At 44.0% G+C, this 11,585-nt stretch carries 13 protein-coding genes; 8 read left to right on the top strand and 5 right to left on the bottom strand.

The window, feature by feature from the left end:
* The first annotated feature begins 812 nt into the window (after window positions 1-812).
* Entirely contained in the window at window positions 813-1,358 is a 546-nt protein-coding gene (locus tag CDG76_RS09980) for an Hsp20/alpha crystallin family protein (protein WP_094348888.1), read from the top strand.
* A gap of 141 nt (window positions 1,359-1,499) precedes the next feature.
* Here CDG76_RS09980 and CDG76_RS09975 read toward each other — a convergent pair whose 3' ends face one another.
* Complete coding sequence (locus CDG76_RS09975) at window positions 1,500-1,859, bottom strand: Rieske (2Fe-2S) protein (protein WP_094348887.1); 360 nt, start codon at window positions 1,857-1,859, stop codon at window positions 1,500-1,502.
* A 259-nt stretch (window positions 1,860-2,118) separates the two neighbouring features.
* On the opposite strand from CDG76_RS09975, the gene CDG76_RS09970 reads away from it, so the two are divergent.
* The 4 genes from CDG76_RS09970 (at window position 2,119) to CDG76_RS09955 (ending at window position 8,154) form a co-directional block, all read left to right on the top strand.
* Window positions 2,119-3,957, top strand: coding sequence for a vWA domain-containing protein (locus tag CDG76_RS09970; RefSeq protein WP_094348886.1), 1,839 nt, complete (start codon window positions 2,119-2,121; stop codon window positions 3,955-3,957).
* Between the two features lie 199 nt (window positions 3,958-4,156).
* Window positions 4,157-5,200 carry a type I glyceraldehyde-3-phosphate dehydrogenase gene (gene gap, locus CDG76_RS09965; protein WP_094348885.1) on the top strand — a complete coding sequence of 348 codons (1,044 nt, stop codon included), beginning with the start codon at window positions 4,157-4,159 and terminating at the stop codon, window positions 5,198-5,200.
* A 256-nt stretch (window positions 5,201-5,456) separates the two neighbouring features.
* On the top strand, window positions 5,457-6,887 hold the full coding sequence (pyk, locus tag CDG76_RS09960; protein WP_094348884.1) for a pyruvate kinase: 1,431 nt from the start codon (window positions 5,457-5,459) through the stop codon (window positions 6,885-6,887).
* Between the two features lie 262 nt (window positions 6,888-7,149).
* Window positions 7,150-8,154 (top strand): transaldolase, encoded by a 1,005-nt coding sequence (locus tag CDG76_RS09955; protein WP_094348883.1) that lies wholly within the window; start codon window positions 7,150-7,152, stop codon window positions 8,152-8,154.
* 123 nt (window positions 8,155-8,277) lie between these two features.
* Here the strand turns inward: CDG76_RS09955 and CDG76_RS36035 are convergent, their stop codons facing one another.
* Together CDG76_RS36035 and psbN are read right to left on the bottom strand one after the other, a co-directional pair.
* Window positions 8,278-8,496, bottom strand: a complete 219-nt coding sequence (locus CDG76_RS36035; protein WP_143854065.1) for a hypothetical protein — start codon at window positions 8,494-8,496, stop codon at window positions 8,278-8,280.
* Window positions 8,497-8,639: 143 nt separating this feature from the next.
* On the bottom strand, window positions 8,640-8,771 hold the full coding sequence (psbN, locus tag CDG76_RS09950) for a photosystem II reaction center protein PsbN (protein ID WP_012410654.1): 132 nt from the start codon (window positions 8,769-8,771) through the stop codon (window positions 8,640-8,642).
* An 85-nt stretch (window positions 8,772-8,856) separates the two neighbouring features.
* Between psbN and psbH the strand changes: the two genes are divergently transcribed.
* The 3 genes from psbH (at window position 8,857) to pth (ending at window position 10,243) form a co-directional block, all read left to right on the top strand.
* A complete protein-coding gene (gene psbH / locus CDG76_RS09945) occupies window positions 8,857-9,060 on the top strand; it encodes a photosystem II reaction center phosphoprotein PsbH (RefSeq protein ID WP_094348882.1) in 204 nt (67 codons plus the stop codon).
* Window positions 9,061-9,201: 141 nt separating this feature from the next.
* Window positions 9,202-9,474 carry a TatA/E family twin arginine-targeting protein translocase gene (locus CDG76_RS09940; protein WP_094348881.1) on the top strand — a complete coding sequence of 91 codons (273 nt, stop codon included), beginning with the start codon at window positions 9,202-9,204 and terminating at the stop codon, window positions 9,472-9,474.
* A 127-nt stretch (window positions 9,475-9,601) separates the two neighbouring features.
* Window positions 9,602-10,243: an aminoacyl-tRNA hydrolase gene (gene pth, locus CDG76_RS09935; RefSeq protein ID WP_094348880.1), complete on the top strand. Its 642-nt coding sequence runs from the start codon at window positions 9,602-9,604 to the stop codon at window positions 10,241-10,243.
* 291 nt (window positions 10,244-10,534) lie between these two features.
* On the opposite strand, the gene rpsU is transcribed toward pth, so the two are convergent.
* Both rpsU and CDG76_RS09925 read right to left on the bottom strand, forming a co-directional pair.
* Window positions 10,535-10,714 (bottom strand): 30S ribosomal protein S21, encoded by a 180-nt coding sequence (rpsU, locus tag CDG76_RS09930; RefSeq protein WP_094349386.1) that lies wholly within the window; start codon window positions 10,712-10,714, stop codon window positions 10,535-10,537.
* A 292-nt stretch (window positions 10,715-11,006) separates the two neighbouring features.
* Window positions 11,007-11,351 carry a hypothetical protein gene (locus CDG76_RS09925; protein WP_094348879.1) on the bottom strand — a complete coding sequence of 115 codons (345 nt, stop codon included), beginning with the start codon at window positions 11,349-11,351 and terminating at the stop codon, window positions 11,007-11,009.
* Window positions 11,352-11,585 lie beyond the last annotated feature (234 nt).

Genomic DNA, 11,585 nt, shown 5'->3' with positions numbered 1-11,585 from the left:
AATTAAACTCGAAGAACCCCAAATAGCCAAAGCTATGGTGTACACACAAGCCTTAAAAACCTAAATTGATGAGGCTTGACTCTTTCCTGGGCTGTCGCCGGGGAATACATTCATTGAGTGAGAGACTCAATAGACCTATTGCATGAATCAAAAGTCCTCACCCTAAATCTCTACGGTGTACACACAAGTCCTAAAAACCTTGACTTTCCTCGTTCCCAGTCTCGGACTGGGAATGCATTCATTGAGTCTCTGACTCAATATCTGACTGGAGGCAACAGCCCCTAAATCAGGCATTCCCATACAGAGTATGGGAACGAGATTAACGAGAAAACAATGGAAAATCAAGCTTTTTTCGACTTGTGTGTACACCGTAGCCCAATATTGGGAGAAGGGGGATGTAGCAAGATCCCGCAGGGTGGGCAAATTTTGCATTTGTGCAAGAGGTCTGATGTCTGGCTGAAGGCAGCGTCTCCGTCGAGAGAAGAATCAGTGGCTCTAGCCTTTAGCATCGGGCTAGAGCTTCTAACCATAAGGGAATTTAATTAAATTTACATTACATAATCTAGTTTAATTTATGATTGCCTACTTCCTTTGACATTAACTATTCTCAAGCTTTTGATGATTGTTTTGTTTGATACGGTAAATCCAACCTATGTCTGTACGGTTTACCCAACTGTTTTTAGATTCTTCTTTTATTAAATTACTTACTAGAGAGAAGAAACAAAGCAAATAAAGCTCCTCTCTAAAAAATACCTCTAAAACTTTGATTGATTACCCAAAATTGAATTAGAAAGTTAAGGAGAGATTGAAATATGGCACTCATTCGTTGGGAACCATTCCGTGAAATGGAGATTCTGCGTCGTCAAATGGATCAACTATTCTCTGATCTGACAGTAGCCGAGCGTGGTAACTCAGATATTTCTGCATCACCGAGAACAGCGTGGGTACCTGCGGTTGAATTACATGATAATGGTTCAGAGTTGCTATTAAGAGTTGAGATTCCAGGCGTGGAAGGTAAAGACTTGGATGTTCAAGTTACTCAAGATGCAGTTTCGATTGCTGGTGAGCATCGTTACGAAAAACATTCCCAATCTAAGGATAAAGTGCATTCGGAATTCCGGTATGGCAAGTTCGCTAGAGTAATTCCTCTGCCAACCAAAGTTCAGAATCAACAAGTTAAGGCAGACCTGAAAGATGGGATTTTAATTTTGACTTTACCCAAACTGGAGCAAGAGCAAAGTAAGGTATTCAAAGTCAATTTAGGCCAATCTCAAAATGCTACAGCTTCTATAGAAGCTGGCAATGGTAGTAACACACAATCCAACATTACATCACAGCAAAGTGTTGAAACTGCTTGAGAAGATGTTGTATTTTCTCATTCCATGATTCCTATATCTTTGAAATAGGTAAATTTTAATAGAAACCCCAGCTAAACTCATTGGCTGGGGTTTTTATTGCTTTTTTTCTCAACCCTATTTCAGTAAATTTAGGGTGAGAGTTTATTCCTCTTGTACATCAACCCAGATATTGCCTTCTTCCACACGAATCGGAAACACTGGCAGTGTTTTTGGTTGTGAAACCAACGAGAGTACCTTACCTACACCAGGTGGCCACGCACACCATCCTTGTACCTCACCAGTCCGCAGGTCAAAAGCACTGCGATGGAAGGTACAAACTATTGCCCCACTTTCAGTAATTTTCCCACTTTTCAACGGTAATTTTAAGTGGGGACAGTTGTTATCTACAGCATAAAGCTGATTTTCGTGATTCAAAAGCAGAATTTTCCGGTTGCCAACTTTCACCACTTCTCGCGCACCTGGGGAAAGTGCATCGACTCCAAGAACTTTAGTCCAACTCATTAGGTTCTCCTCTCCTTATATATCTGCTTTCAGTTTCCCGCAATTGTGACCAGTGCGATCGCCTTTGAGTACCGGAGAGTCGAGAATGTCTACGACGGGCTTTGTCTACGCTGGCAAGATAATAAAACTATAAAATTTTACATTAAACAGCATTTATATACTGAATAAACTTATTTCTGGGTACACTAAATAAAGCACTTACTGTCTATGCTTCACAAGGCTTGTAGCTGATAACAGACAATTCTAAGGGATATAAAAAATGATTAAGACAAGTTACGAATTTGACCAGTCTATTCTCGCCGCAGGATCTTCATTAAAGACTAATATTCTGCTACGTTTTCGTCCTGACATAGCTAAATCTCCTCGACGTAACCTTAACCTTTCGCTTGTAATTGACCGTTCCGGCTCTATGGCAGGCGCTCCCTTGCATCACGCGCTCAAAGCGGCTGAGTCTGTGGTAGATCGACTTGAGCCAAATGACATTCTCTCAGTAGTTGTTTACGACGATGAAGTGGATAGTGTTGTGCCACCCCAAGCTGTGACTAACAAATCTACACTGAAAAATTCCATCCGCAAGGTGAGAGCCGGCGGTATTACCAACTTATCGGGGGGATGGCTCAAAGGATGCGAACACGTGAAAACGCGACTCGACCCGCAAAAAATAAACCGTGTTCTCCTGCTTACCGATGGTCATGCCAATATGGGCATTCAAGACCCCAAAATACTGACGGCGACAGCAGGGCAAAAAGCTGAGGAAGGCATTATCACAACTACGTTAGGCTTTGCTCAGGGTTTCAATGAAGACCTGCTGATTGGGATGGCAAGGGCAGCTACGGGCAACTTCTACTTCATTCAAAGCATCGACGAAGCAACTGAAGTGTTTAGTATTGAGCTAGACAGTCTGAGAGCAGTAGTAGGACAGAACCTGAAGGTGACACTTGAATTGGCTGATGGTGTCAGCCTAGTTGATACCTTAAGTCTGGCTAAAGTTACCCAAAATAACGCTGGTCAAGCTGTCATCACCTTGGGAGAGCTTTATGAGGGTGAGGACAAACTTCTCGGTTTGAGTCTGGGGATATTAAGCGCTCAAGTTGGTGAGTTACCTGTGATGAAGCTGCATTACAGCGCCGATGTTGTGCAAGATGACCGCATTCAAAGCGTGTCAGGTACAGTTGATGTCGTCGCCAAAGTTGGCACTGTTGAGGAAGCAGCTTTTGCTGCTACAAGCCATATCATTCTGGAACTGAGTCGCCTGACGATCGCTAAGGCCAAAGAGACTGGGCTTAATCTCGCTGAACATGGCAAGCATCAGGAAGCTGAACAAATCCTGCGATCGCTTGTGAAAGATTTGCGGGATAAAGGCTTGAACGAGAATTTTGAAATTGCTGAAGAAATCGATCAGCTTGAATATTTCGCCAGTCGGATCGCTCAAAAAGCTCTAGGTAATGCTGGACGGAAAGAGATGCGGGATCAGACTTACCAGACGATGACGCGCAATCGCAGCGATTTGGTGGGTCGTGGTGTCACTGCTGGCGATGAAGTGTACGCCATGCCCATTGTGAATGAAGTCGGTTCAGGCGTTGAATTGCACTGTGTTCGTGAAGGGGGTAAACTGCGGGTCAAGGTCATGTCCGAAGGCTACGATTCAACCAAGAACATCCAGTTTCCCCGCGCCATTCGTGCCGAGGGGGCACGCTATGTCGTTGAAAGGTTGGAACTCTCAAGCGAACGCACTTTCTATCGGGTAGGTGGTAAGATTACCCGTTTTGCTCAACCCGGTGAAACAGATATCTTTGTCGCTCCTAGACAAGCGTATCCAACTAACACAGGTAAAGCTTCCAAAGGCCCTGCCAGTGCTGCCGATCTTCCTACAACTGACAGTGTAGGAGACAGCATTTTAGTTCAGTGTGTCAAAGATGGCAGTAAACTACGTGCTAGGGTGGTTTCCGACGGATATGAACCAGATTGGAACATGCGTTTTCCGCGATCGGTTCGCGAAGAAGGAATGCTTTACGTCGTTGATGAAGTCAAAACAGCACCAGATGGCAAGTCTTATATTGCCTGTGGTGAAATTAAGCGATTTGTCCAAACCACTTGAATTGGGGAGTGGGGGAGCAGGGGAGCAGAGGAGCAGAGGAGAATAATTAATGCCCCATGCCCCAATCCTTAAAATATGCCAAGTAAATATGCCTTAGCCGACTGAGACTGTCAGGATCAAAGAGTAAAGAGTAAAAGGCAATCTATTTTGACTTTTAACTTTCTCCTTTTGTTCAACTTCCACAACGGGAGCTTTAATCTTGACTAAATTGAAAGTTGGTATCAATGGCTTCGGCCGAATCGGGCGACTTGTGCTTCGTGCTGGCATCGATAACCCCAACATTGAGTTTGTGGGCATTAACGACCTAGTACCACCAGATAACCTCGCTTACCTATTAAAGTACGACTCAACCCACGGTAAATTAAAACAGAAGGTTGAAGCCAAGGAAGACGGTATTCTCATTGACGGACATTTCATTCCTTGTGTGTCGGTGAGGAATCCAGCAGAGTTACCTTGGGGAAAATTAGGTGCAGATTATGTCGTGGAAGCGACTGGACTCTTCACTGACTATGAAGGAGCTGCAAACCACCTGAAGGCAGGTGCAAAGCGAGTGGTAATTTCCGCTCCCACCAAAGATCCAGATAGAGTTACTACCCTGTTAATGGGTGTCAATCATCACCTATTTGATCCCGCCAAGGATATCATTGTTTCCAATGCTAGCTGCACTACAAACTGTCTAGCTCCCATAGCTAAGGTCATTAATGATAATTTCGGGTTGACTGAAGGCTTAATGACCACAGTCCATGCCATGACTGCGACTCAGCCAACTGTAGACGGCCCCAGCAAAAAAGACTGGCGGGGTGGTCGAGGTGCATCCCAAAATATTATTCCCTCCTCCACAGGCGCAGCTAAAGCCGTAGCATTGGTTTTACCAGAATTGAAGGGCAGGTTAACTGGGATGGCATTACGAGTTCCAACTCCCGATGTCTCTGTAGTTGATTTAACTTTCAAAACAGCCAAAGCTACCAGTTATAAGGAAATCTGTGCTGCCATGAAAGAGGCTGCCGCAGGTTCACTAAAGGGTATCTTGGGCTATACAGATGAAGAAGTAGTTTCCACAGATTTTCAAGGCGATACTCATTCCAGCATCTTCGACGCAGGTGCTGGGATTGAGTTGAATTCCAACTTCTTCAAGGTAATAGCCTGGTATGACAACGAGTGGGGCTACTCAAATCGCGTCATTGACCTGATGTTGTCTATGTCACAGAAGGAAAAACTCGCCCCGACAGCGGCTGTGGTTTGATTAGTCATTAGTCATTAGTCATTAGTCATTAGCCATTAGCCATTAGCTTTTGACTGCTGACTCTTGACTAGGAACTTTTGGGATTTGGGTCAAATGGTAAATACTCCGAAAATAAAACGGAATCTAGTATTTTTATTTAGCAAACCAGTGATATGAAGCACGTGTGAATTTGGATGTTTTGTGCGATGTCTACGACGGGCTACGCCTACGCTCAAAGCATCCAAATTTGCAAGTTACTCCTCAACCCCCAATCCCTATGCGTCGAACCAAAATCATTTGTACTGTTGGCCCGGCTACATCTGCACCTGAAAAGCTGCAAGCCTTGGTAAAAGCTGGAATGAACGTGGCACGGCTGAATTTTTCCCACGGAGCTTATGAATTCCACGCCCAAACGGCTCACTATCTCAGGCAGATTAGTACTGAGTTGCAAAAGCCGATCGCCATTATGCAAGACCTGTGTGGTCCCAAAATTCGTTTGGGAACTTTACCACCGGAAGGTTTAAATTTAGAAGCTGGTACTGAAGTTACTTTTGTTTTGCAAGAAAAGGGTGAGAGTATTGACGAACTACCCCTACCATTGCCGACTTTATTTGCAATGGTGCGACCTGGCGAACCGATTTTAATTAATGATGGTCGCGTCAAATTGATAGTTACCGATCGCGATGCCGATCGCATTCGGGCCCAAGTGAAAAATGGCGGGTTAATTTCTACGCACAAGGGAGTAAACCTGCCCCAAACGCCTTTACCTGTAAGTTCGATCACCGAAAAAGACTTGTTGGATCTGCGTTTTGGGATTCAGTTGGGTGTAGACTGGGTAGCGGCATCCTTCGTGCGATCGCCACAAGACTTAGAACCCGCCAGACGGATGATTGAAGCAGCTGGTGCTTCGATCCGCTTAATTGCCAAAATCGAAAGATCGGAGGCAGTAGAAAACTTTGACTCCATTCTGAACGTTGCCGACGCGATTATGATTGCCCGTGGCGATTTAGGGGTGGAAGTGCCAATTCATGAAGTACCCCTAATTCAAAAAGATATTATTCGCCGTTGCAATCGTGCTGGCAAGCCGGTGATTACAGCCACCCAAATGCTAGAGTCGATGATTAGCGCCCCCGATCCCACCCGCGCCGAAGCAACCGATGTTGCTAACTCTATCTTGGATGGAACAGACGCGGTAATGCTTTCTGGTGAAACAGCTGTCGGACAATATCCCGTCGCCGCCGTCCAGATGATGCACAACATCGCCGTGCGGACAGAACAAGCTTTAGATGAGGGTAGCAAACACGCTTGGTGTCATGAAGCAGGCAGTCTCAGCGTTACCGAATCTGTGGCAGAATCCGTCTGTCGCATCGCTTATGAAACTGGCTCACGGGCAATTCTTTGTAACACTTCATCAGGAAGTACGGCGAGGATGGTGTCTAAATATCGGCCGACTTCTCCCATTATTGCCCTCACCTCCGACATCACCGCTTATCGCCAGCTAGCACTTTCTTGGGGTGTGGAAGCTTTGCTGATTCCACCAGTCCACAATGCCGAAGAGATGTTTACCAATGTAGTGAACACAGTTGTAGACATGGGTCTAGCAAACAAGGGCGATAAAGTAGTTATTACCTCTGGAGTTCCAATTGGTAAATCAGGCACAACTAGCTTAATCAAAGTGCATTCCATTGGACAGCCAATTTCGGCATAAGCCACTTAGAATAAGGCTGTGGCTCAAGATAGTAAGCAAAATTGGGCAATCATTAAGAAAAATTGCCAGAATCAGAATTGAAGGAACTGGAGACTGGGGACTGGTGATTGGGGACTGGTGATTGGGGAGACAAGGAAATAAATAACTCTTAACTTCTCACTCAGCACGGGCTAAACCTTAGCTATCCGCTAACAGCACTCAGCACTCAGAACTAATTTGGTGGGGAATAAGTAAATCCTAAACAAACATCACGGAGTATTTTATGTCTAAGAATTTACTAGAACAATTGCGGAAAATGACTGTTGTGGTCGCGGATACGGGGGATATCCAGGCAATTGAAAAGTTCAAACCCCAAGATGCCACCACCAATCCTTCTCTGATTACTGCTGCGGCGCAAATGTCAGGATATCAGGGAATTGTTGATCATACTTTACTCCAGGCAAAAAAAGATGCCGGAGCCGGAGCCAACCAAGCACAGATAGTTTCTCTAGCTTTTGACCGTTTGGCAGTTGCCTTTGGATTAAAGATTTTGCAAATCATTCCCGGTCGCGTGTCTACAGAAGTGGATGCTCGCTTGTCCTATGATACCGAAGCTACTCTGACTAAGGCACGGGAATTAATTGCTCAGTATAAAGCTGCTGGAGTTGGCCGCGATCGCGTTTTAATTAAAATTGCCAGCACCTGGGAAGGTATTCGCGCTGCGGAAATTCTTGAAAAAGAAGGTATTCACTGTAACCTGACCTTGTTATTTGGTCTTCACCAAGCGATCGCCTGTGCAGAAGCTGGCGTTACCCTAATTTCTCCCTTCGTTGGCCGGATTCTTGACTGGTACAAAAAAGATACCGGACGCGATAGCTACCCAGCACCGGAAGATCCAGGTGTTTTGTCTGTCACCCAAATCTACAACTATTACAAGAAATTTGGCTACAAAACCGAAGTTATGGGAGCTAGTTTCCGTAACCTTGGTGAAATTACTGAACTTGCAGGTAGTGACTTGCTGACTATTTCGCCATCACTTTTGGCTGAATTGCAAGCAACCGTTGGCGAACTACCACGCAAACTTGACCCTGCGAAGGTAGCAAACTTGGAAATCGAAAAGATATCCATTGATAAAGCTAGTTATGACAAGATGCACGCCGCTGACCGTATGGCAACTGACAAACTAGACGAAGGTATTAAAGGTTTCACCAAGGCACTAGAAGACCTTGAGAAACTTTTGGCAGACCGACTCGTTCGCCTGGAAGGAGAGGTAGTGGCAACCCATTAGAGACTTCCAATTAAAAAACATCCAAAGTAGTGTGCGTTACGGCTTGAGCCGTAACGCACTTCAAATATCATGTCTGGGTAATTAATTATGATTGCCATAGTCATTTCACCCCATACATAGGTGTTAATTTAACGTGAAACCCTCTTGGTGATAACGTTTTGCCCTCACCCCCCAGCCCTCTCCCATCCGTGAGAGGGGAGCTAGACATTCAATTCCCCTTCCCCCTTGGGAGAAGGGGTTAGGGGATGAGGGCGTGAGGGATTTGCAAAACGCCTGTCCGATATAGTTTTCGGCTTTTCGGCTTAAGTTGACACCAATGCACCCCACAAACCAGTCACTCATAGAGGAAACCCCGACGAGCAACAGCAATGCTTGTCTGCGTAGGCGTAGCCCGCACTTCTCTACGAGACGCTGCGCGAACGACTACGCTCAGTGACCATCGTAGACATCGCACTAACAATTTATGCGGACATGATATAGCTCTTTTAATCTTCGTGGTCATCAAACGGATCGTTCAATTCCTTGCTAGGAGGGCCAAAGGAGGTATAAATCGAAATTCCAGTGATGGCAACCACCACGGCAGCCATAGAAATGCTAAGAACTATTGCGGGTTCCATAATTGAGAGATAGATGATGAGTGCTATTCTTATAGAATATTACAGAAGATTAAAAAAAGCTTTGGCAAGTAATCTTAGGTGAACTATGGCACAAAGGACTAGGTTGGGAGATATCCTGAAACCACTTAACTCTGAATATGGGAAAGTGGCTCCAGGTTGGGGTACTACCCCTGTGATGGCTGTTTTTATGGCGCTATTTTTCGTGTTTCTGCTGATTATTCTGCAACTTTACAATAAATCACTGTTGGTTCAGGATGTATTTGTCGATTGGCGCAGTTTAGGACGCTAACGCATACACAACAAGCGAGTTTGGATAACAAGTTAAGTTATACCCGGTTCTTCCGGGTTTTTTTGTGAGTTGCGATTTCCTACTAGACTAACTATATATGTGAGTTTCTGTAGTGGTTCTATAGTTTACAGGAGACAAAAAATGAATATATTTGGTATCGGTCTGCCGGAAATGGCTGTAATTATGGTAGTAGCGCTGTTAATCTTTGGCCCAAAGAAGCTACCAGAAATCGGTCGGAGTGTGGGCAAAACAATTCGTAGTTTCCAAGAAGCTTCCAAGGAGTTTCAAAACGAGTTTCAAAAAGAAGCAGAACAGCTAGAAGAAGTTGTACAGACTACTGCTGAATTGGAACCTAAGCAAATCCACCCAGCGAAATCTGAGCAGGATACCGCTAGTTCTTCCCAACCTAGCTAGCCTGTCAAGTTCGTAGTAAGGACTTTAGTCCTGGATTTTAAGCACTGAAGTGCTTACTACGAACTTATCAAAATTAATCAGACAGACTATACAGAAGAGTGCTGCATATCAATTGACTGTAGGCAAAATGACAGAAGCTGTTACGCAACCAGCTTTGGTAATTCCCCAACTAATCGTCGGATTAGGGAATCCAGAAGCTAAGTACGACCAAACACGCCATAATATCGGCTTTGCGGCTTTAGAAGCTCTCTCCCGTTCTTGGCGCATTTCCTTAACAGAAAACCGAAAGTTTCAGGGTGAGTATGGCGAGGGTATGGCCCCTGGTGGAGATAAGATTCGCTTGCTAAAGCCGTTAACTTATATGAATCGCTCAGGACAAGCAATACAAGCGGTGACAAGTTGGTATAAATTGCCGCCTGAGTCAGTGTTGGTAATTTATGACGATATGGATTTGCCCTTGGGAAAAACTCGTTTGCGTTTATCTGGTTCGGCTGGGGGACATAACGGTATGAAAAGTGCGATCGCACATCTTAGTACCCAAAACTTTCCCCGTTTGCGAATCGGTATTGGTAAACCCAAAGATGCAGCTAATAACGATGATTCCGGTGCTATCTCTCATGTGCTGGGGCGATTTTCCGCTGCCGAAAATAAGCAGATGTCTCTTGTACTTCAGTTCGTAGTTGAGTGTATTGAACTAAGTCTCAAGCAGGGAGTAGAAAAGGCAATGAATGTTTGTAATAGCCGCACTATTAATAATTCTGAGTCTTAGGGCTAGATGAATAGTATCTTATCAGCTGATTAAAGAAAGCTAACCGATGTTTAAAGGCGCTTATTTTGGTTGATGGGCAGCGATTTTAACTTGCTCCATCTAACCAAGATAAAGCCTCTAACGCGCTCTAAGTATAGGAAAAGTAACTCATTTACACCCTAATTAGCAGTGCGGCAGACTTTGCTTAATGTTTCTATGAATAATGGCGATGTCTACGACGGGCTACGCCTACGCGCTATTGCCTGTTTTAGGTCATAACCTCAAGCAACGCCGGTATCACACCAAATTGGTTTATTTAAAACGTCTTGTGCGTCTAGCTGCTACTGCCTTACGTTTGCGTTTTTCTATTGGTGTTTCAAAGTGCCGATGATATTTCACATCAGCTAATATCCCAGCTTTGGAAACCTGACGTTTAAACCGACGCAAAGCTGAGTCTATTCCTTCGTTCTCTCCTAGAGCCACCTGGGTCATTCTTCCCTTTACCTCATCATCAATAGTTTCCATTCTAATATTACCCTCAACCTTAGTAAAACCCCTCTGAGCTAAAGTCATGATTAAGAGGCTATTCGTCCGGTTGAGGCGGGTTATGTGTGCTTCTGCCTCTTGAAATCAGTACTTAACCAAAAGTTAATCTAAGTGCGCAAATGCACTCTCATAACCAATAAAGAAGATAGGCAAATTATAATGTTAAATTTTTCTGACTATACTCTGAATAGGGTAATAATGTAATCTTAGTTACTAAGATATATGATGAAAACAGATTTTAAAAGTTGATTCTGCCCTCATTTAGTAATTTATATCCAGTTGCTAATGCTGTAAAAGCAATTATGAAATTCCATAAGCTAGTAGGCTTTAAAATAACTCCACCGCTTAAGAAAACTAGTACTATGCCAATGCCTAGAAAAATCCATCCCAAGTTACCAGTTTCTCTCTGAAAAAATACTAATGCAAATATACCTGTCATCGTTGCTAAAACTGAAGCTGTAGCAGGTAAGCTCCGATAAAAATATGAATAGTAACCGCTAACAAATATGATGTTTTGACCAAAAAAGTATAATCCGGTGAAAAGTAGAATTAGACCTATAAGTTTGATTAACAACCTGCCCATAATATTCTGATATTTTTAATGGCCCAAGCCAATTTTTATCCGATTATAGTGGGGTTTTTAAAATCTTGCCAAATTTTACCTTAATTCCACTTAATTTACGTAAATATACTTAAAGCAAGTCTAGGCTGTCTGAAAATGCCAGTACGAGTAATGTTGATTACATCAAGTAGTCCTTGCCAGCCTTTTATCAAGGTGCTTTAATAGCGATGTCTGACGACAAGAAGCAGAGCTTCT

Source organism: Nostoc sp. 'Peltigera membranacea cyanobiont' 210A, assembly GCF_002246015.1.
GTDB lineage: Bacteria > Cyanobacteriota > Cyanobacteriia > Cyanobacteriales > Nostocaceae > Nostoc.
The sequence above is the reverse complement of the archived record's forward strand: the minus strand, read 5'-3'. Positions and strand labels throughout refer to the sequence as shown.